This window comes from Vogesella facilis (assembly GCF_042648525.1).
GTDB lineage: Bacteria > Pseudomonadota > Gammaproteobacteria > Burkholderiales > Chromobacteriaceae > Vogesella > Vogesella facilis.
The window spans coordinates 325799-345442 of record NZ_JBHRXN010000036.1 but is presented as its reverse complement, the minus strand read 5'-3'; the positions used below and the strand labels follow the sequence as shown (position 1 = coordinate 345442).

The 19644-nt window shown below is 67.1% G+C and carries 23 protein-coding genes; 17 read left to right on the top strand and 6 right to left on the bottom strand.

Features of this window, described 5'->3' with window-relative positions:
• Window positions 1-22: 22 nt before the first annotated feature.
• Together ACFOLG_RS17010 and ACFOLG_RS17005 are read right to left on the bottom strand one after the other, a co-directional pair.
• The gene (locus ACFOLG_RS17010) at window positions 23-1051 is read right to left on the bottom strand and encodes a chorismate transformation enzyme, FkbO/Hyg5 family (protein ID WP_386094196.1); all 1029 of its coding nucleotides are present in this window, start codon (window positions 1049-1051) and stop codon (window positions 23-25) included.
• A gap of 57 nt (window positions 1052-1108) precedes the next feature.
• Window positions 1109-1786 carry a phosphatase PAP2 family protein gene (locus tag ACFOLG_RS17005; RefSeq protein ID WP_386094193.1) on the bottom strand — a complete coding sequence of 226 codons (678 nt, stop codon included), beginning with the start codon at window positions 1784-1786 and terminating at the stop codon, window positions 1109-1111.
• A 247-nt stretch (window positions 1787-2033) separates the two neighbouring features.
• Here ACFOLG_RS17005 and ACFOLG_RS17000 point away from each other — a divergent pair, with 247 nt between their 5' ends.
• Genes ACFOLG_RS17000 through fabG form a run of 13 tightly spaced genes read left to right on the top strand, consistent with a single transcriptional unit; the run spans window position 2034 to window position 13196 of the window.
• Window positions 2034-2312 carry a phosphopantetheine-binding protein gene (locus ACFOLG_RS17000; RefSeq protein ID WP_386094190.1) on the top strand — a complete coding sequence of 93 codons (279 nt, stop codon included), beginning with the start codon at window positions 2034-2036 and terminating at the stop codon, window positions 2310-2312.
• Window positions 2309-2965, top strand: coding sequence for a hypothetical protein (locus ACFOLG_RS16995; RefSeq protein WP_386094188.1), 657 nt, complete (start codon window positions 2309-2311; stop codon window positions 2963-2965). The genes ACFOLG_RS17000 and ACFOLG_RS16995 overlap by 4 nt, the downstream gene beginning before the upstream one ends.
• A gap of 31 nt (window positions 2966-2996) precedes the next feature.
• Window positions 2997-4343, top strand: coding sequence for an AMP-binding protein (locus ACFOLG_RS16990; protein ID WP_386094185.1), 1347 nt, complete (start codon window positions 2997-2999; stop codon window positions 4341-4343).
• Window positions 4344-4345: 2 nt separating this feature from the next.
• A complete protein-coding gene (locus ACFOLG_RS16985) occupies window positions 4346-4642 on the top strand; it encodes a beta-hydroxyacyl-ACP dehydratase (RefSeq protein WP_386094182.1) in 297 nt (98 codons plus the stop codon).
• Window positions 4639-5565 (top strand): LpxL/LpxP family acyltransferase, encoded by a 927-nt coding sequence (locus ACFOLG_RS16980; protein ID WP_386094179.1) that lies wholly within the window; start codon window positions 4639-4641, stop codon window positions 5563-5565. The genes ACFOLG_RS16985 and ACFOLG_RS16980 overlap by 4 nt, the downstream gene beginning before the upstream one ends.
• A gap of 7 nt (window positions 5566-5572) precedes the next feature.
• Complete coding sequence (locus ACFOLG_RS16975; RefSeq protein ID WP_386094176.1) at window positions 5573-6160, top strand: LolA-related protein; 588 nt, start codon at window positions 5573-5575, stop codon at window positions 6158-6160.
• Window positions 6157-8505 (top strand): MMPL family transporter, encoded by a 2349-nt coding sequence (locus ACFOLG_RS16970; protein WP_386094173.1) that lies wholly within the window; start codon window positions 6157-6159, stop codon window positions 8503-8505. Before ACFOLG_RS16975 ends, ACFOLG_RS16970 begins: the two co-directional genes overlap by 4 nt.
• Window positions 8492-9178: an alpha/beta hydrolase gene (locus ACFOLG_RS16965; RefSeq protein ID WP_386094170.1), complete on the top strand. Its 687-nt coding sequence runs from the start codon at window positions 8492-8494 to the stop codon at window positions 9176-9178. Before ACFOLG_RS16970 ends, ACFOLG_RS16965 begins: the two co-directional genes overlap by 14 nt.
• On the top strand, window positions 9175-9969 hold the full coding sequence (locus ACFOLG_RS16960; RefSeq protein ID WP_386094167.1) for a polysaccharide deacetylase family protein: 795 nt from the start codon (window positions 9175-9177) through the stop codon (window positions 9967-9969). The genes ACFOLG_RS16965 and ACFOLG_RS16960 overlap by 4 nt, the downstream gene beginning before the upstream one ends.
• A 53-nt stretch (window positions 9970-10022) precedes the next feature.
• Window positions 10023-11216 (top strand): beta-ketoacyl-[acyl-carrier-protein] synthase family protein, encoded by a 1194-nt coding sequence (locus tag ACFOLG_RS16955; RefSeq protein ID WP_386094164.1) that lies wholly within the window; start codon window positions 10023-10025, stop codon window positions 11214-11216.
• Complete coding sequence (locus tag ACFOLG_RS16950) at window positions 11213-12007, top strand: beta-ketoacyl synthase chain length factor (protein ID WP_386094161.1); 795 nt, start codon at window positions 11213-11215, stop codon at window positions 12005-12007. Before ACFOLG_RS16955 ends, ACFOLG_RS16950 begins: the two co-directional genes overlap by 4 nt.
• On the top strand, window positions 12004-12468 hold the full coding sequence (locus ACFOLG_RS16945; protein ID WP_386094158.1) for a 3-hydroxylacyl-ACP dehydratase: 465 nt from the start codon (window positions 12004-12006) through the stop codon (window positions 12466-12468). The genes ACFOLG_RS16950 and ACFOLG_RS16945 overlap by 4 nt, the downstream gene beginning before the upstream one ends.
• Window positions 12469-12476: 8 nt before the next feature.
• Window positions 12477-13196, top strand: a complete 720-nt coding sequence (fabG, locus tag ACFOLG_RS16940) for a 3-oxoacyl-ACP reductase FabG (RefSeq protein WP_386094155.1) — start codon at window positions 12477-12479, stop codon at window positions 13194-13196.
• Between the two features lie 111 nt (window positions 13197-13307).
• Here the strand turns inward: fabG and ACFOLG_RS16935 are convergent, their stop codons facing one another.
• The 3 genes from ACFOLG_RS16935 to ACFOLG_RS16925 are packed head-to-tail and all read right to left on the bottom strand — an operon-like array spanning window position 13308 to window position 15339.
• The gene (locus ACFOLG_RS16935) at window positions 13308-13811 is read right to left on the bottom strand and encodes a 3-hydroxyacyl-ACP dehydratase FabZ family protein (RefSeq protein WP_386094152.1); all 504 of its coding nucleotides are present in this window, start codon (window positions 13809-13811) and stop codon (window positions 13308-13310) included.
• A gap of 2 nt (window positions 13812-13813) precedes the next feature.
• Complete coding sequence (locus ACFOLG_RS16930) at window positions 13814-15061, bottom strand: beta-ketoacyl-[acyl-carrier-protein] synthase family protein (RefSeq protein ID WP_386094149.1); 1248 nt, start codon at window positions 15059-15061, stop codon at window positions 13814-13816.
• A complete protein-coding gene (locus ACFOLG_RS16925; protein WP_386094147.1) occupies window positions 15061-15339 on the bottom strand; it encodes an acyl carrier protein in 279 nt (92 codons plus the stop codon). The genes ACFOLG_RS16930 and ACFOLG_RS16925 overlap by 1 nt, the downstream gene beginning before the upstream one ends.
• A 277-nt stretch (window positions 15340-15616) precedes the next feature.
• Here ACFOLG_RS16925 and ACFOLG_RS16920 point away from each other — a divergent pair, with 277 nt between their 5' ends.
• The 4 genes from ACFOLG_RS16920 to ACFOLG_RS16905 all read left to right on the top strand — a co-directional run bounded on the left by ACFOLG_RS16920 (window position 15617) and on the right by ACFOLG_RS16905 (window position 18837).
• Complete coding sequence (locus ACFOLG_RS16920; protein WP_386094144.1) at window positions 15617-16327, top strand: lysophospholipid acyltransferase family protein; 711 nt, start codon at window positions 15617-15619, stop codon at window positions 16325-16327.
• 101 nt (window positions 16328-16428) lie between these two features.
• Complete coding sequence (locus ACFOLG_RS16915) at window positions 16429-17202, top strand: glycosyltransferase family 2 protein (RefSeq protein ID WP_386094141.1); 774 nt, start codon at window positions 16429-16431, stop codon at window positions 17200-17202.
• Between the two features lie 53 nt (window positions 17203-17255).
• Window positions 17256-18134 (top strand): class I SAM-dependent methyltransferase, encoded by an 879-nt coding sequence (locus ACFOLG_RS16910; RefSeq protein ID WP_386094138.1) that lies wholly within the window; start codon window positions 17256-17258, stop codon window positions 18132-18134.
• Between the two features lie 226 nt (window positions 18135-18360).
• Window positions 18361-18837 carry an FKBP-type peptidyl-prolyl cis-trans isomerase gene (locus tag ACFOLG_RS16905; RefSeq protein WP_386094135.1) on the top strand — a complete coding sequence of 159 codons (477 nt, stop codon included), beginning with the start codon at window positions 18361-18363 and terminating at the stop codon, window positions 18835-18837.
• A 321-nt stretch (window positions 18838-19158) separates the two neighbouring features.
• Here ACFOLG_RS16905 and ACFOLG_RS16900 read toward each other — a convergent pair whose 3' ends face one another.
• Window positions 19159-19611, bottom strand: coding sequence for a single-stranded DNA-binding protein (locus tag ACFOLG_RS16900; RefSeq protein ID WP_386094132.1), 453 nt, complete (start codon window positions 19609-19611; stop codon window positions 19159-19161).
• Window positions 19612-19644: the final 33 nt, after the last annotated feature.

The window sequence follows — 19644 nt, the reverse complement described above, 5'->3', positions numbered from 1 at the left end:
CCGCGCCCGCAAGCCTGTGCGGCTAGTCGGCGGCGGCGCTGGCGGCGCGGCGCGCAATGCCGTGCGCTTCCACTTCCACCAGCAGGTCGCTGCGGCAGACGTCGGCCTGCACGTACACGGCGCGGATGCCGGGGCCGATTAGCTGTTCCAGCGCGGCGCGCACCGTGGGGTAGTCGGCGGCGTGGCGGATGTAGACCCGGTAGTCCAGCCCGGCCAGGCTGTAGCCGGCGGTCGGCGCCAGTTGCTGTGCCTGTTCCAGCAGCACGCGGATATTGGCCATGGTTTCCCGCGTCTGCGCCACCACGTCGCCGAGATGCACGGTGCCGTGGCCGACGATGCTGGCGGTGCCAGAAATGAACAGGATGTCGTGGCGGCCGCTGCTGGCGAGCGCGGCGCGGGTGAAGGTGGGGCTGCGCGGGCCGTATTGCCGCGGGTAGGCGAAGGCGCTGGTCTGGCGCGGGTTCTCGATGCAACGCGGCGCCTGTCGCGCCGCCAGGAAGGCGATGCTCAACGGCCCGTCCACCACCCCCAGCGCACAGGCGGCGGGGCTGCTGTCCACCGGCCGTGCGAAGTCGGCAAACGCCTCGTGGCGGCCGATGTTGAACTGGCGGTAGCGTTCCAGTCCGTGTTCCACCTCGTTGATGCGCGGCACGTAGTTCCACACCCGCCACAGGTGCGGAAAGCCTTCGGCCTGCAGCAGCGCGAACAGCTGGCGGTAGGCGCGCTCTGCGGCCAACTGTAGCGCGGTGCCGGTGTCGCTGCCGTGGCCTTCCGCCAGTTCGACCACCCCGTACAGCAGTTCGTCGCTGACGCTGAAATGGATGTCGTGGAAGCGGCCGCGGCGGCAGGTGGCGGCGCTGTGCCAGTATTCGTGCAGCTGTTTTGCACCGCCGAGCAGCGGCATGCGCAGCTGTTGCACCGGCCAGGGCAGTTCCTGTGCCGGGCTGTGCAGGCTGCTCATGCCGAGAATGCCGGCGGCGGCCGGCAGTGGTTGGCCGTTGGCGGCGGCAGGGTCACACTGGAAAAACTGCAAGCTGGTGTCTGGACTCATGATGCGGGTGTGTCTGTTGCGACGACAAATAGGTGTTACGGGTTGGCGGGCCGCCGCTTACTGCAGGCTGCCGCCACGGGCGTGGGCACGCAGGCCGGTGAGCCAGGCGCTGCCCAGCCCCAGCAGGGTGCCGGCCACTACGTCCAGCGCCACATGCTGCTTCACCGCCATGGTGGAATAGGCAATGGCCACGCACCAGACGATGTTGAGCCATTCGATGCCGCGGCCCAGCTGCAGCAGGCGCAGGCGCCAGTGCAGCCACAGGCCGGAAAACACCGCGGTGGCCACGTGCAGCGAGGGGAAGGCATTGCCGGCGGTGTCGACGTTCTTCAGGAACGCCACGCCGGGATACTGCTGCCAGTCGATGTCGGCCGGCGCGATGGCGTTGGGCCAGAAGTAGAAAATGGCCAGCCCGGCGAGGCAGGGCACGGCCACCTTGCCGCCGTAGGCGACGATTTCCGCGCGGCTGAGCATCAGTACCGTCGGCAGCGACACATAGGCCCACAGCGACAGGTAGATCGGCAGCGCCCACGGCTGAAAGCCGATCACTTGGTCCAGCGCGGTGGCGGGAATGATGCGGACCTCGGCGGCGGGGTGCTTGAGCAGGTAGAGGTAGGCGACAAAAAACACCAGGGTAAAGCCCATGGTGCCGAACATCTTGAACCAGAAGCGGGTCAGCGCGGTGGCCACGATGCCGCTCTGGCCTGGGCGCAGGCTGCTTACTCCCTCGTTCAAAACGGCTCCTTGCTTGGTGGCTGGCATGCGGGGGTCTGGTTTGGCGCGGTGGAATGCCGGCGAGGATGTTTGGTATACTCCACCTTTATTTTCCGCGTGTTAGGTATGGCTGGTGCCGCTGTCAGAACACTGCGCGGCGCGCAGGTTGGCGGCGTATGGCGATAGGCCCGGCGATGATACCTAAACTGCGTGGCGTTGGCGATTGTCAGCATTTCCCTTAAACAAGTCCTTGTTATCACTTTAAATCATGCCACAACACATCGAGCCGGATCTGGCGCTGGAATGCGAAATCGCCGGGCATATCGTTACCGCGCTGAATCTTGACATCACTGCCGCGGACATTGTTCCCGACGCGCCGCTGTACGGCGACGCGCTGGGCATCGACTCCATCGACATCCTGGAAATCGCGCTGGTGATGTCCAAGCAGTACGGCGTGCAGATGAAGGCGGACAGCGCAGACAACTCCACCATCTTTGCCTCGCTGCGCGCGCTGGCGGCCTACATCCGCGAGCATCGCAGCAAATGACCGGACTATGGCGCAATCTGCGCCTGGTTCTGCTGGCGCTGCTGGGGGCGGCCTACCTGGTAATGGATTACCTGGCCTCCTCCTCCACGCAGCCGCCGGCCTACGCGGTGCTGATCGGCGCCGCCCCCCTTACCGCCGGGGTGATCGCGGCCTGCTGGAACTCCACCTTTCGCCTGCCCGCCACCCTGCTGTGCCTGGGCGGCCTGCTGGCGGTGCTGCTGAACCTCGAGCGGCTGCTGATGCACGCCGCCTGGCTGTACTTCTTCCAGCACGCCGGCATCATGACCGGCCTTGGCATCATGTTCGGCAGCACGCTGGGCAGCCACGAGGGCGCGCTGTGTTCGCGCATCGCCCGCATCGCCATCGCCGAGCCGCTGGATGCGCGCTACCTGCACTACACCTGGAAGGTCACCCTGGCCTGGACGCTGTACTTCGCCGCCAGCGCGCTGCTGTCGCTGCTGCTGTTCGCCTTCGCGCCGCTGGCCAGCTGGGCGCTGTTCGCTTCGCTGCTCACCCCGCTGTCGCTGGGGCTGATGTTCGGCGGCGAATACCTGATCCGCCTGCGCGCACTGCCGGGGCAGCCGCACTTCAGCATTGCCCAGACCATCCGCTCCTATCGCAAATACACGCAGTGCCGGGATGCCGCCGAGTAGCCCGCACCACCGACCAGACGTTTTCCGTTCCATGACCCTGATTCCGCTGCTTCCCGACGCCGACCGCCATGCCCCGTTCGCCTACCGCCACGGCGAGGTGATCGACCGCGACACCTTTCACGCCCAGGTGCTGACCTTGGCCGCCGCGCTGCCGGACGGGCAGCGGGTGATGAATCTGTGTGCCGACCGCTACTGGTTCGCGGTGGCGCTGTTCGCCGCCATCGCCCGCAATATGCTCACCGTGCTGCCCAACTCGGCGGCGCCGGAGCATATCGCCATGGTGGCGGCCGAGCAGCCGGGCGTGCTGGTGCTGGGCGACCAGGCCGACAGCCCGGTGAACGGGCTGCCGTATTTCCGCGTCGACGTGCCGGCGCCGGCCATGCGGCCAACCTTGAGCGAGCTGCCGCTGATCGACTTCGAGCAGCGTGTCAGCTGCATGTACACCTCCGGCTCCACCGGCACGCCGATGCCACACTTCAAGACCTTCGGCCGCCTGCAGCTGGCGATCCACGCCGGCGCGGAGCGGGTGTGGGCGGCGGCCGGCGCGCCGTGCTCGGTGGTGGGCACGGTGCCGATCCGCCATATGTACGGGCTGGAATCCAGCGTGCTGCTGCCGATTCTGGCGGGCGGGCGCATGTCGTCGCAGATTCCGTTCTTCCCGGCCGACATCGCCGCCAGCCTGGCGGAAATGCCGGCGCCGCGCCTGCTGGTGATCACGCCGTTCCACCTGCGCAAGCTGCTGGAGGCGGACATCGCGCTGCCGGATATCGCGGTGATTCTGTCCGCCACCGCGCCGCTGTCTGTAGAGTTGGCCGCACAGGCGCGCCAGCAGCTGGGCTGCCCGGTGCTGGAAATCTACGGCTCCACCGAAACCGGCCAGGTGGCCACCCGCGAAACCGACCGGGAAAGCGACTGGCACACCCTGCAGGGCATCGCACTGGAGTGGCGCGACGACGAATTCTGGGCGGTGGGCGAGGTGTATGAAACGCCGCAGATGCTCAACGACACCGTCGAGCTGTACAGCCCGCAGCGCTTCCGCCTGGTGGACCGCAAGGCCAATATGATCAACGTGGCCGGCAAGCGCAGCTCGCTGTCCTTCCTCAACGCCACCCTCACCAGCCTGCCCGGCGTGGTGGACGGCGTGTTCTGCGTGCCGGAGCGCAACGGCAGCGGCGAGGTGGAACGGCTGGCCGCCTTCGTGGTGGCGCCGGGGCTGGAGCGCGCCGCCATCCTGGCCGGCCTGCGCCAGCATGTCGATTCGGTGTTCCTGCCGCGCCACGTGGTGTTCGTCGACAGCCTGCCGCGCGACGGCAACGGCAAGATCCTGGCCAGCACCCTGCAGGCGCTGATGACACAACACCTTCCGCAGCGGGACTAAGCATGCAGCAGCTCACACTTGATATCGCCAGCGATCATCCGGCCTACGCCGGCCACTTTCCCGGCCGCCCGGTGCTGCCGGGGGTGGTGCTGCTCGATCACGCCATGCTCGCCATCGAGGACGCCTGCCGGCTGCAACTGGGCGGCCTGCTGCTGGCCAAGTTCCACAGCCCGGTCAGCCCCGGGCAGCCGCTGCGGCTGGAGTTCCGCCTAGACCCAGCGGCAGTGGCGTTTACCATCTTTCATGAACAGCGCAAGGTGGCGGACGGCAAGTTCGCCATCGCCGGGGAGCCGGTGTGAGCCAGCCCGAGGCCAGCGGCCAGCAGCCGGACGCGCCGGCCTGGCTGCAGCAGCGTGAACGCGGCAGCCGTTTCTGGCTGCGGGTCATGGCCACGCTGTCCTGCCTGCTGGGGCGGCGCTGCTCGCGGCTGGTGCTGTACGGCATCGCCGCCTATTTCCTGCTGTTCGGCGGCAGGGCGAGCGCTGCATCGCGCGCCTACCTGACGCGCTGCCTGGGGCGGCCACCACGCTGGCACGAGCAGTATCGCCACGTGCTGAGTTTCGCCAGCACCATTCATGATCGCGTCTACCTGCTGCGCGACCGTTTCGACGATTTCAGCATCGAGTTGTCCGGCACCGAGCAGCTGCACGCCTACTGCGACCGCGGCCAGGGCGTCTTGCTGTTCGGCGCCCATCTCGGCAGCTTCGAAGTGCTGCGCAGCATGGCGCGTCATCGCCCCAGGCTGCAGATCAGCATGGCGATGTACCCGGAGAACGCGCGCCAGATCAACCAGGCGCTGCAGGCCATCAACCCGGCTGCGCAGCAGGACATCATCGCGCTGGGCACGCTGGACGCGATGCTGAACGTGCACAACCGGCTGGAAGCCGGCGCCCTGGTGGGCATTCTGTCTGACCGCGCAGCGGGGCCGGACCAGTACCTGAGCCGCCCGCTGCTGGGCGCACCGGCGCGCTTTCCCAGCGGCCCGTTCCGCATGGCGGCAATGCTCAAACAGCCGGTGTTCTTCATGGCCGGTGTCTACCTGGGTGGCAACCGCTACCGGGTGCATTTTGAGGTTTTGGATGATTTTTCCGCTGCCGGGCGCCTGCCACGGGAACAACGGTTGGCCGCATTACTCGACAGCTATGTGGCGGCACTGGAGCGGCACTGCCGCGCCTACCCGTTCAACTGGTTCAACTTTTACGACTTTTGGGATGAAAGCTAGACAGAGCATGCGAGCACCTATCATGAGCAAGACCGTGGCCGCGCTGGCCGTATTGCTGGCAGCCGGCCTGTGCCAGGCCGCCGAACTGAGCGTGGCCGACCTGATGCAGATGCTGGGCCAGAAAAAATCCGGCACCGCCACCTTTGTCGAGAAGAAATACATCGCCATGCTGAAGCAGCCGCTGGAGTCTTCCGGCGAGCTGGCCTTCACCGCGCCGGACCGGCTGGAAAAGCGCACCCTCAAGCCCAAGGTGGAAGCGGTGGTGCTGGAAGGCAACAAGCTGACGCTGGAGCGCGGCGACGGCCGCAAGATGACGGTGGCGCTGTCCGACCGCCCGGAAGTGGCCGCCTTTGTCGAAAGCATCCGCGCCACCCTGTCCGGTGACCGTGGCGGGCTGGAGCGCTACTACACCCTGGCGCTGAGCGGCGGCGCCGAGCAGTGGCAGCTGCAGCTGACCCCGCTCCAGCCGCGCATGCAGAAGGTGATCAGCCAGATTCGCATCGCCGGCAATCAGGCGCAGGTAAAAACCATCGAATTCCTGCAGGCCGACGGTGACCGTTCGGAAATGGCCATCACCGGCACCAGCAGCAAATGACGCCTCGCCACCACAAGCTGGCGCTGTTCGTCTGGCTGGCGCTGATGCTGGCCTCGGTGCTGGTGATCGTGCAGACCCGCTTCGTCGCCGATCTGTCCGCCTTCATGCCCAAGGTGCCCAGCGCGCGCCAGCAGATGCTGATCGACCAGCTGCGCGACGGCGCCATCGCCCGCATCGTGCTGGTGGGCATCGAAGGCAGCGACGAGGCCGAGCGTGGCCGCTTGTCACGGCTGTTGGTGAACCAGCTGGCGCACAACCCGCGCTTCACCGCGGTGCAGAACGGCGACAGCCAGACCCAGCAGCGCGACCAGCGCTATTTCTTCGACAACCGCTACCTGCTGAGCCCGGCGGTGACGCCGGAGCGCTTCAGCGCCGACGGCCTGCACGGCGCCATCCAGGACACGCTGGACGCCATGTCCGGCGATGCCGGCCTGGTGGTGAAGAAGATCCTGCCGCGCGACCCTAGCGGCGAAACGCTGCAGATCCTCGACCAGTTCATCGGCGAGAGCCAGCCGCACAGCAGCAACGATATCTGGGTGTCGCGCGACGGCAAGCGCGCGGTGCTGCTGCTGCAGCTGGCCGAGTCCGGACTGAACACCGACGCCCAGGCACTGGCGCTGGCCGAGGTGCAGCAGGCGTTCGAGCGCCTGCCGGCGCGCCATGCCGATAGCCGGCTGGTGATGAGCGGCACCAGCGTGATGTCGGTGGCCTCGCGCGACATCATCAAGAGCGAGGTGGAGCGGCTGGCCACGCTAGGCACCGTGCTGGTGGTGGCGCTGCTGCTGCTGGTGTACCGCTCGCTGCCGCTGCTGCTGCTTGGCCTGGTGCCGGTGCTGTCCGGCGCGCTGGTGGGCGTGGCCAGCGTCAGCCTGGGCTTCGGCCACGTGCACGGCCTGACGCTGGGCTTCGGCACCACGCTGATCGGCGAGGCGGTCGACTACTCCATCTACCTGTTCATCCAGCGGGCCGGCGGCAACGAGCCCGGCCACTTCTGGCGCACTATCCGCCTGGGGGTACTCACCTCCATCACCGGCTTTGCCGCGCTGATGTGTTCCAGTTTCCCCGGCCTGTCCCAGCTGGGCTTGTACTCGATCAGCGGGCTGGTGACGGCGGCGCTGGTTACCCGCTATATCCTGCCGGGGCTGATGCCGGCGCGGCTCAATCTGCGTGACCTGAGCGGCCCCGGCCTGCGGTTGCAACGCGGGCTGGACCTGCTTACCCGCTTGCGCTGGGTGCTGGCGGCGGCATTGTTGGCCGCAGTGGCGGTGCTGCTGTTCAATCCGCAGGACATCTGGAACCGCCAGCTCAATGCGCTCAGCTCCATCTCCAAACAGCAGAACCAGCTGGACGCCGAGCTGCGCGGCGACCTGGGCGGCAACGACATGCGCTACGTCGCCAGCTTCAGCGCGCCGGATCAGGAAAGCGCGCTGCAACTGGCCGAACGCAGCCGCCGCGTGCTGCAGCAGCTGCAGCGCCAGGGTGTGATCGGCGGCTTCCATACGCCGGATGAGCTGTTGCCCAGCCAGGCCAGCCAGCGCGCGCGCCAGGCGGCGCTGCCGGCGCCCGCCGAGGCCAAGTTGCGTCTTGAGCAGGCGCTGGCCGACATGCCGCTGGCGGCCGAGCAGCTGCAGGGCTTCCTCGCCGACCTGGAGCGCAGCCGCACCCAGCCGCTGCTGAGCCGGCAGAGCCTGCACGGCAGCGCCAGCAGCGTGCTGCTGGACTCGATGCTGATCAAGCGCGAGCACGGTTACCTGGTGCTGATGCCGTTGCGGCCAACGGGTGAGGGCGCGCAGGGCGACCAGATCGCGCTGGACAAGGTGCGCGCGGCGCTGGAGCAACAGCAGCTGGCGCAGGTGACGGTGATCGACCTGCTGGAGGAAACCACCGCCATCTTCGACAGCTATACCCACGAGGCACTGCTGTTCTCCTCGCTGGGCAGCCTGGCCATCCTGCTGCTGCTGGCCGTGACCTGCGGCTGGCGCCAGGCGGTGCGGGTCACCATTCCGCTGGGCTGCGCGGTGCTGTGCACGGTGGCGATCTTCGACGCCAGTGGCATCCAGCTGACCATTCTGCACCTGGTGGGGCTGCTGCTGGTGGTGGCCATCGGCTCCAACTACGCGCTGTTCTTCGCCAACAAGCAGCAACTGGGCAATGCGGTGGAGCAGCGCCAGGTGGAGGTATCGCTGGTGGTGGCCAACCTGGCCACAGTGACCAGCTTCGGCCTGCTGGGTACTTCCAGCGTGCCGGTGCTGTCCTTCATCGGCAGCACCGTGGCGATCGGCGCGCTGTTGGCGCTGGTGTTTTCCGCAATGATGGCGAGGATGCAGCCCCGTGCGCAGCATTGACGATTGCTGGCAGCCGGCGCAGCGGGCAGACAGCCTGCTGGTGCTGCTGCCGCCGGCCAAGGCCACGCTGGAAGACCTGATCGCCCAGGGTATGGTGGCGGCGGTACGCCAGCGCGGCCTGCCGCTGGACATCGTGCTGGCCGAGGTCGGCTACCAGCAGGTGATGGCCGGTACCGTGGCCGACAGCCTGCATGAAGCGGTGATGGCACCGGCGCTGGCGGCTGGTTATCGCCATATCTGGCTGGCCGGCATCTCGCTGGGGGCCTTCAACGCGCTGCATTATGCTGCCCGCTACGCCGCGCTATGCGGCCAACGTCTGGCGGGCATCAAGCTGCTGGCGCCGTACCCGGGCACTGCCGACATCCTGCAGGAGCTGCGGGCCGCCGGCGGGCCGCAGGCCTGGGCGGCGGACCCGGCCACGTCCAGGCTGGACGAGCGCATCTGGTGGCACTGGCTGGCCGCAGGCGCCGGCGATTGCCCGGTGTGGCTGGGGCTGTCGGAACAGGATCGTTTTCTTGCCGGGCAGCAGTTGCTGGCCGGCCTGCTGCCGCCGCAACGGGTGCAGCGCACCGACGGCGAGCACAGCTGGCCGGCCTGGCTGCGGCTGTGGCAGCACTGGCTGGATCACGGCCCGCTAGCTGCGCCGGCATTTGCGGCAAAGGAGCAAGCATGAAGCTGTCGCCGTTTCTCAAACTGTGCATTGCGCTGCACATCGTGCTGTTGCTGGCATGGTTGGCCGCAGCGCAGTACTGGCCGTGGCTGCTGCTGGCGCTGTTCCTGCTGCACGGCGGCATCGCGCTGGCCGGCCTGCTGCCGCGCTGCGCGCTGCTGGGCAGCAATCTGACCCGGCTGCCGGAGGCCGCCATCCACCGCGGCGAAGTGGCCATCACCATCGACGACGGCCCGGACCCGGCAGTCACCCCGGCGGTGCTGGACCTGCTGCGCCAGTACCGGGTGCCGGCCACCTTCTTCTGCATCGGCGAGCGCGCCCTGCGCCACCCGGAGCTGTGCCGCCAGGCGGTGGCGGAAGGGCACGATATCGAAAACCACGGCCAGCGCCACCGCAAGCACACCTCGCTGTTCGGCCCGGCCGGCTGGCGCGGCGAAGTGGGCGAGGGCCAGGCCACGCTGCAGGCGATTACTGGCCGGCTGCCGCGCTTCTACCGGCCCATCGCCGGGCTGCGCAACCCCTTCCTCGACCCGCTGTTGCAGCGCTCCGGGCTGTTTCTTGCGAGCTGGACCCGCCGCGGCTATGATACGCGCGCCTGCGACCCGGACACGGTGTACGCCCGGCTGGTGCGCAATCTGGCGGCGGGCGACATCCTGCTGCTGCACGATGGCAATGCCGCCCGCACCGCCGACGGCAAGCCGCTGATCCTGGCGGTGTTGCCGCGGCTGCTGGAAGAGTTGGCCGCACGCCGGCTCACACCGGTTACCCTGCGCCAGGCCTGCGAGCCTGACTGAATCGGCCATGCCGATCGCCTTTCGCCAACCCATGCTGATTTACTCCCCCGCTTATGCAAGCTCTTCGACTTAGTGCCTATACCCTGACCAGCGCCCTGGGCGCCGGGCGGGACTCCCATCTCGACGCCCTGCGCCAGCAGCGCGGCGGCATCGTCAGAAAACACTGGGAAACCGTCGAATTCGAGGTCTGTGTGGGCGAGGTTGCCGGCCTGGACGAGGTCGCGCTGCGGCCGGATCTGGCGGCCTACGACTGCCGCAACAACCGCCTGGCGCAGCTGGGGCTGCAGCAGGACGGTTTCATCGCCAGCGTGGAGCAGGCGGTGGCGCGCTACGGCGCCGGCCGGGTGGGGGTGTTCCTCGGCTCCAGTACCTCCGGCATTCTCAGTTCCGAGGTAGCCTACCGGCAGCGCGACCCGGACAGCGGCGCGCTGCCGGTAGCGCACAGCTACCGCGAAACCCACAATGCCTACTCGGTGGCGGATTTCGTGCGCAGTTTCTTCGGCCTGACCGGCCCGGCAGTGGTGGTATCCACCGCCTGTTCCTCCAGCGCCAAGGTGTTCGGCACCGCCGAGCGTATGATGGCTGCCGGGCTGATCGACGCCGCCATCGTCGGCGGCGTGGATACCCTGTGCCTGACTACCATCTACGGTTTTTCCTCGCTGCAGCTGGTGTCGAACAATCCGTGCCGCCCGTTCGACGGCGGGCGCGACGGTATCTCGGTGGGCGAGGGCGCGGCGTTCGCGCTGCTGGAGCGCGCCGGCCAGCCGCAGGATGGCGACATCCTGCTCACCGGCGTGGGCGAGAGTAGCGATGCCTACCACATGTCCTCGCCGCACCCGGAAGGCCTGGGTGCCAGGGCGGCCATGGCGCAAGCCTTGCAGCAGGCCGGCCTCGCGGCGGCAGACATCGATTACATCAATCTGCATGGCACCGCCACGCCCAGCAACGACGCGGCGGAAGGCGCGGCGGTGCTGGCGCTGTTCGGCGCTAGCACGCCGTGCAGCTCCACCAAGGGTCATACCGGCCATACGCTGGGCGCCGCCGGCGGCATCGAGGTGCTGATCTGCGCGCTGGCACTGCAGCACGGCGTGATGCCGGGCGGGGTGGGCACGCAGCAGCTGGACGCCAGCCTGCAGTGCAATTACCTGCTGAGCACGGTGGAGCGCCCCTTGCGCCACGTGCTGAGCAATTCTTTCGGTTTCGGCGGCAGCAACTGCAGTCTGGTTTTCTCGCGGGTGGGTGCATGACTACGGCAACGATTTATCTTGAGGGCCTGAGCTTGCTCGGCCCGGGCATGAGCGACTGGGCCGAGGCCGCGCCGCGGCTGTTGGGGCAGGCGCCCTACCAGGCCGAGGACGTGCGCCTGGCGGCGCCGGCCATCCTGCCTTCCACCGAGCGCCGCCGTGCCGGCACCGCGGTAAAGCTGTCGATGGCACTGGGGTTGGCCGCAGTGGATGCTGCCGGCGCCGATGCCGCCAGCCTGCCCAATGTGTTCAGCTCCACCGGCGGCGATTGCGACAACTGCCACAACCTGCTGGAAGTGCTGGCCTCGGACGAGCGCATGATCTCGCCCACCCGCTTCCACAACTCGGTGCACAACGCGCCGGCCGGCTACTGGGGTATCGCCACCGGCTGTACCGAAGCCTCCACCAGCCTGTGCGCCTACGATGCGACCTTCGGCGCCGGCCTGCTGGAAACCATTACCCAGGCGCACAGCGCCGGCAAGCCCTGCCTGCTGATCGCCTTCGATACCGCCTACCCGGAACCGCTGTACGCGCAGCGGCCGATTCCCTACCCGATGGGTGTAGCTATGGTGCTGAGCCCGCTGCGCAGCGCCGCGAGCCAGGCCGAGCTGCGCGTGAGTTTCAGCAGCGAACCGGCCAGCCGCATGGACGACGGGCAGCTGGAAGAGCTGCGCCAGCGTATTCCCGCCGCGCGCAGCCTGCCGCTGCTGCAGCTGCTGGCCAGCGGCCAGCCGGGGCGGGTGGTGATCGACTACCTGGACGACTGCCGCCTGGCCATCGAGGTGGCGGCATGATGGACCCGGTGATGGATCAGGCCTGGATCGCCGCGCGCATTCCACACCAGGGCAGCATGTGTTTGCTGTCGGCAGTGGAAAGCTGGAACGAAGACGACATCGTCTGCCTGGCCGACAGCCACCTGCGGGCGGACAACCCGCTGCGCGCGGCCGGCCGCCTGGGCGTGGCCAACGCCATCGAGTACGCCGCGCAGGCCATGGCAGTGCATGGTGCGCTGCTGGCCGGCGATGCCGCACCGGCGCGCGCCGGCTACCTCACCAGCGTGCGTGAGCTGAGCTGGCATTGCCGCCGGCTGGACCAGTTGGCCGCACCGCTGCGCATCCACGCGCAGCGCCTGTCCGGCAGCCCGGTGAACGCCATGTATCGCTTTTCTCTGCATGCCGGCGACAGCCTGCTGGTCAGCGGCCGCCTGGGCGTGGTGCTGGATGCCGACGCACTGGCCGGCAAATCAACCTCTTGAGTATGAGCATGAAACGAGCCTTGATTACCGGTGGCAGTGGCGCCATCGGCGCAGCCATCAGCCAGCGGCTGGCAGCCGACGGTTTCCACGTCATCATCCACGCCAACAGCAATCTGGCGGCGGCCGAGCAACTGGGCCAGACATTGCGCGAGCAGGGCTACTCGGCCGAGGCGGTGCAGTTCGACGTGGCCGATGCCGCCGCCACGGCAGCGGCGCTGGAGGCGCTGCTGGAGCAGGGCCCGGTGCAGGTGCTGGTGAACAATGCCGGCATCCACGACGACGCGGTATTCCCCGGCATGCAGGCGGCGCAGTGGCACCGGGTGATCGATGTGTCGCTGCACGGCTTCTTCAACGTGACCCAGCCGCTGACCATGCCGATGATCCGCACCCGCTGGGGCCGCATCATCAATATCACCTCGGTGGCGGCACTGGCCGGCAACCGCGGCCAGACCAATTACGCCGCCGCCAAGAGCGCGTTGCACGGCGCCACCAAGTCGCTGTCGCTGGAGCTGGCCAGCCGCGGCATCACCGTCAACGCGGTGGCTCCGGGCATCATTGCCTCGGACATGACCAAGGACGTGTTCGACAAGGACATGGTGGCACAGCTGGTGCCGATGAAGCGGGTAGGGCGGCCGGAGGAAGTGGCCAGCCTGGTGGGCTTCCTGGCGTCGGAGCAGGCCGGCTATATCAGCGGCCAAGTGATCTCCATCAACGGCGGCATGATCTAGTCGCCACTAACAAAACCTTCCTGCCGTTGTTGCGCGGCCTTGCCGTACTACTTGTACTGTCTGCGGCCGCGCGCCTAGGCAGGACCGCTGCGCTAGGTTTTGTTAGCGGCGCTACGAGCTGGCGCTGCTCGCCGCCTGCAGCTGGCTGCGCGGCGCATAGGCCAGTGCCACTTCCAGCTTGGCCACGTCCTGTTCCGCCACCTTCACCTGGGCGCTGATCTGCACCAGCAATGGCGCCATCTGTCGGCAGTTGATGGCGAATTCCACCTCTTGCCCCGGCAATACCGGCTGCTTGAACCAGCAATTGCGCACCGCCGCCAGCACGCCCACCGAATCCTCCGGCAGCGTCTTGACGTAGGGGTCGCCGGCCAGCAGGCCGGCGCCGGCGAGCTGCGCCATGGTTTCGATCAGCAGCACGCCCGGCACGATGGGCATGCCGGGGAAGTGGCCCTCGATGACCGCATGGTCATGCGGCCAACTTGCCGTGCCGTGAAACTGGTGCGGCCCGTCGATGGTCAGCCGCTGGCAGACGAAGATGGCGCCGCGGTGCGGCAATAGCTGCTCGATATCGCCGCGCTGCAGCTGTATCGGGTAGGTGTAGCCCTGGCCGCTCATGGTTACACGCGTTTTGCTACCAGCGACACATTGCTGCCGCCGAAAGCGAAGGAGTTGGACATGATGGCGCGCACGTCGCAGCCGTGGCGCGCCTGCAGCGGGATGTAATCCAGGTCGCAGCGCGGGTCCGGCTGTTCCAGCGTGGCGGTGGGCGGCAGCGAGCCGCTGCGCATCGCCAGCACGCTGAGTGCGAATTCTAGGATGCCGCCGGCGCCGATCAGGTGGCCGTGCATCGCCTTGGTGGAGCTGACCGCCAGCTGCTCGGCCGCCGTGCCGAACACGCCGCGGATGGACTCGGTCTCGGTAACGTCACCGGCATCGGTGGCGGTGCCGTGCGCGTTCAGGTACTGGATGTCCTGCGGACGCAGGCCGGCATCGTCCAGCGCCTGCTGCATGGCATGGATCTGCTCGGCGCTGGAAGGCGCGGTGAGGTGGGCGGCATCGCTGCTGCTGCCGTAGCCGCACAGCTCGGCCAGCGGCTGCTGGCCGCGTGCGCTGGCGCGGGCTTCGCTTTCCAGCACCATGGCGGCACCGCCTTCGCCCAGCACGAAACCGCTGCGATCCTGCGAGAACGGGCGGCAGCTGCGTGCAGGGTTGGCCGCATGCGGTTTGGCCATCACCCGCAGGGCGTTCCAGGCCAGCATCGCACCCGGGGTGAGCATGGCTTCGCAGCCCACCACCACGGCAGCATCCAGGTAGCCGTCGCGAATCGCACGGAACGCTTCGCCGATGGCGATGCTGGAGGAGGCGCAGGCCACGGTATAGGTATGGCTGGGGCCGCGCAGGCCGTAGCCCATGGAAATGGCGGCGGCCGGCGCGTTGGCCATCATGCGCGGCACCGACAGCGGGTGCACCATCACCGGGTTGCGCTTGCCGTCGCTGTGTACCGCGGCCTGGAAGCGGTCGTACAGGCCGTCCACGGTATGCGCGCCGCCAAAGCCGATGCCGACATAGACGCCGACACGGCGCGTATCGGCAGGCTCAGTACCGAAGTTGGCTGCAGCCAGCGCTTCATTGGCGGCCACCAGTGCAAACTGGCTGGCGCGGTCCAGGCCGGCATGCTTGCTATCCAGCAGGCTGGCTGGCTCGGCGGCGGCCGAGGCCTGCAGCACATTGGGCAGCCACTTGGCGATGTCCGGCGTGGCGGCACCGATGGCGCAGTGCCCGGCCAGCGCCTGGGCGAAGCTGGTGGGCAGGTCGGCGCCCAACGGGCTGATGGCGCCCATGCCGGTGATCAGGACCTTGGCCACTATTTGCTCGCTTCAAGGCTCAGGTCCGGCAGTTCGCCGTTATTGTGTTCGCGGATGGCGGTTTCGATGTCGGCCAGCATGTCGCGGAAGCTCATCTGCGGGTAGCGGGTGGGGTCCGGCAGCTGGAAGCCGCAGCGGTCCTCGATTTCGAACAGCATCTCCACCATGTCCAGCGAGTCGAGGCCCAGGGCGGCAACCGGCAGTGCCGGATCGTCGAACAGGGCGGCATCCTTGCCCTTGGTATTGACCAGATAGTTTTTGATGATTTGTTCAAGCATGAGCGTTCAATCCAAAACGGGGCGAGCACCAAAAGGCGGTGATTGTATAGTAAAATTATGGAATATGCGTTGCCAGCGGCCTGATTCCACAGGTGTTTTGGCTGTTTGCCGACGCGGCAATGATTACCGTCAATCCTGTTGAAACCACCCCGGATTCCATCCGCCGCACTGATTGCTGCACAGGCGCAAAACAGCGGTGTGGCCGGAAATCGGGAGTAAATTCGAAATAATGTTGAATCGCTGTTTCCGGCTAGCCCAGATCATACTGTTTTACCTGATGTTATGCTGGCTGGGTTCCATGCTGCTGCTGGGCAATATCGCGGTGCTGCCGCTACTGCTGGCGCCGGCGCGGCTGCGGCAGCCGCTGGTGCAGTGGGCGATCAGCGCCATCTGCCGCTGCTTTCTGGCTGGTGCCCAGGCCTGCGGGCTGATGCGGCTGGATCTGCGCGCGCTGGATAGCCTGAATGGCCGCCAGCGCCTGCTGCTGGTGCCCAACCATCCCAGCATGATCGACGCTTTTCTGGTGCTGTCGCGCGTGCCGCGCGCGGTGTGCCTGATGAAGGCCAGCATCAGTTCCAACCTGTTCCTGGGCGCCGGCGCTTATCTTGCCGGCTATGTCTCCAACCGCCACCCGGAGCAGATGTTCCGCGCCGCCATCCGCTGTGTGCAGCAGGGCAATGTGCTGATGATTTTCCCGGAAGGCACCCGCACCACGCGCCAGCCGGTAAATGATATTGGCGGCTCGGTGGCATTGATTGCCAGAAAAGCCGGCGCGCCATTGCAGACCATTATCATTACCAGCAATTCGCCTTATTTGAGCAAGGGATGGAAAATATGGCGCCCGCCGCTATTTCCGCTGATTTACCGCGCGGTGCCCGGCGAGCAATTTTCTGCCAATGGCCCGCGTGATGAAATCGCGGATAAATTACAGCAGTATTTCGAGGCGTCGATCCGGCTTTCCATCGATCCGGAGCTGCGGCTGGATTAAGCGCCAGCCGCAACGTTGGCCGCAAGGCCGAGCAAGCGCCCAGTGCGATCCCGTTCAAACCGTACCCGTCGCGGGTGCATATTCAGTTCAGTAAATCCGCCATGCCCATTTCCTCCACCACGCATGTGGTGCTTATCCCCAGCTACAACCCCGGCCGCAAGGTCTTCGATACGGTGCGCGCGGCGCGCGCGCAATGGAGCCCGGTATGGGTGATCGTGGACGGCAGCAACGACGGCTCGGCACAGGCGCTGCAGCAGATGGCGGCCGAGGATGAGGGGCTGCAGGTGTTCGTGCTGCCGGAAAACCGCGGCAAGGGCGCCGCGGTGCTGCACGGGCTGGAGCAGGCCACGCGGCTGGGCTACAGCCACGTGCTGTGCATGGATTCCGACGGCCAGCATCCGGCGGAGCAGATCCCGGCCTTCATGGCGCGTTCGCAGCAGCAGCCGGCGGCCATGGTGCTGGGGCTGCCGGTGTTCGACGCCAGCGCGCCCAGCCTGCGGGTCAAGGGTCGCAAGATTTCCAACTGGTGGGCCAATCTGGAAACGCTGTGGGCGGGTATCGGCGACTCGCTGTTCGGCTTCCGCGTCTACCCGGTGGCGCCGCTGCGGCAGATCATGCAGCGCCAGCGCTGGATGCGCCGCTTCGATTTCGACCCGGAGGCAGTGGTGCGGCTGTGCTGGCACGGCGTGCCGCCGGTGAATCTGCCGTCGCCGGTGAAATACTTCCAGCCGGCAGAGGGCGGCGTGTCGCACTTCAATTACTGGCGCGACAACCGCCTGCTGACCTGGATGCACATCCGCCTGATGTGCGGCTTCGCCCTGCGCCTGCCGCTGCTGCTGTGGCGCCGGCTGGCTGGCAAGGGCGCCGCGCGTTGATGCCGGCAGTGCACGGCAAGGTTGGCCGCATGGCGGCCAGGGCGGGCTGAGCGATGTCCACCCCCGCCATGCTGGCCCACCTGTTGCTGGAACGGCTGTCGCCGCGGCTACTGGCGCGCGAGCCGGAGCCGCAGGCGCTGATGGAAGACGCCGCGCAGATCCGCGCTTTCATGGCCAGCGGCCAGGGCCATGGCATCCTCAACTACCTGTATCTGTTTCACGCCATCATGTCGCTGCCGCTGATCCGGCCCGGCGACGTGGTGCTGGACCTGGCCTGCGGCCCGGGCAACCAGCTACTGCAGATCGCCCGCCTGCACCCGGAGGCCCGCTTCATCGGGCTGGATGCCTCGGCCAGCATGCTGGCGCTGGCGCGCGAAAACCTGGCACAGGCCGCTGCGGCCAACATCAGCCTGCGCCACGGCGACATCAGCAGTCTGGACGGCTTTGCCGATGCCAGCGTCGACTGCGTGCTGTGCACCATGTCGCTGCACCATTTGCCGGATACCACGCAGCTGGCGCAGACCATGCAGCAGATCCGCCGCGTGCTGCGTGCCGACGGCGGCGTCTACCTGGCCGATTTCGGCCGCCTCAAGCGGCGGGCTACCCAGCATTTCTTCGCCCACGACCGCCGCGAACTGCAGTCCGAGCTGTTCACCACCGACTTCCTCAACTCGTTGCGCGCCGCTTTCAGCCTGGCTGAGCTGCAGCAGGCGGTGGCGCTGTTGCCGCGCGAATTGCACAGCTTCCGCACGGCGCTGGCACCGTTCCTGCTGCTGTTCCGCAGCAGCGCGCGCCGCCCGGTGGATGCCGCGCTGACGCAACGCGCGCGCGCCGGCTATGCCTGCTTGAGCGCGGGCGAGCAGCGCGATTTCGACAATCTGGCGCGCTGGTTCCGCCTGGGCGGCCTGCAGCTGCCCTGCAAGCTGTACTGAACGCCGCGCGCAGGCGGTGGCGGCGAGGCGTGGCCGCGTGCTGCGGGTGGATTTAACCGGGGGTAGGCGATGTAAAGCGGCCCGAGCAGCGCCCGCCATCGCATCGCATCGACCACGGTGCGGATCGGCGCATATCGGAGGTGCGTGAGGCGACTCGCCCGCCAGTTGACACTCCCGCGCTGAACTGCGAACCTGCCGGCCTCAATTTTTTTTGCCATTAGCCACCATGAAAATCACCCAAAACACCGCCGTTACTCTGCGCATGAAAGTCACCGACAGCCAGGGTCTGGTTTACGACGATGGCAAGAACCCGGTTTCCTACCTGCACGGTGATTACGACAACCTCTTCCCCAAGCTGGAAGCCGCACTGGAAGGTCAGGAAGCAGGCTTTCAAACCACGCTGGAACTCGCTACCGAAGACACCTTCGGCGAACGCGACGAAGCCCTGGTCACCACCATGCCCAAGGCCGACTTCCCGCCCGGCGTCAAGGTAGGCGGCCAGATCCAGCGCCTCGGCCCGGATGGCGAACCGCGCTACTATTTCGTCACCAAGATCAAAGGCCCGACCGTATTGCTGGACGGCAACCACCCGCTTTGCGGCAAGACCCTGCGCTTCGCCCTCAAGGTTGTGGACGTACGCATGGCAAGCGCCGAGGAAATTGCCCACCAGCATGTACATGGCGAGCACGGGCATCAGCACTGATCCCAGCGCGCCCCACACAAACAAAGCCCTCCCGAACCGGAGGGCTTGGTTTTGCCTGCACTGAGCGGCCATCTGGTGGCGGCGATCTGCGCCTGAACCGCTCGCCACCTCGGCGCCTTGTTCAGACACCGGGTAGTGCAATCAGCAGCCGGAAGGGGGTGCTGTGCTGGCGACCTCCCATGCCACCGGTTTGCCAGTTGCTCGTTGAGCGCAATTGCGAGCAGATCGCAAACCACAGCGTGTTTGGTAACGGGCATGAAAAAGGCCCGCGTTCGCGTGGAACGTGGGCCTTCAAGCAACAAAAACGTACCGAAGCAGGTTTTAGAACGGGATATCGTCGTCCATGTCGTCCATGCGCGGGGCCGGTTTCGGCTCCATGCGGCGCGGCGCGGCCGGCGGGGCGGACGGGGTTTCCATGCGCGGGGCCGGGGCGCTGTAGCCGTCGTCCATCGGCGGCATGTCGTCGCGGCGGCCGCCTTGCAGCGACAGCTCGTTCACGCGCACGTCCGGCGAGGTGCGCTTGATGCCTTCCTTGTCGGTCCACTCGCGCAGGGTGAGCTGGCCGTACACGGTTACCTGCTGGCCCTTGGCCAGGTAGTTCTTCAGCGATTCGCCACGCTTGCCCCATACCTGGCAGCTGAACCAGTTGGTGGTCTTGCGCTCGCCAAAGCCGATGTCGCTGGCAACGCGGAAGCTCAGCACCGGCTCGCCGCTGGGGGTGTAACGCAGCTCGGCGTCGGCGGCCAGGCGGCCATCAAAACTAATGCTGTTCATGGAGTTCTCCGGAAAATTCAATCGAGCAGGGCG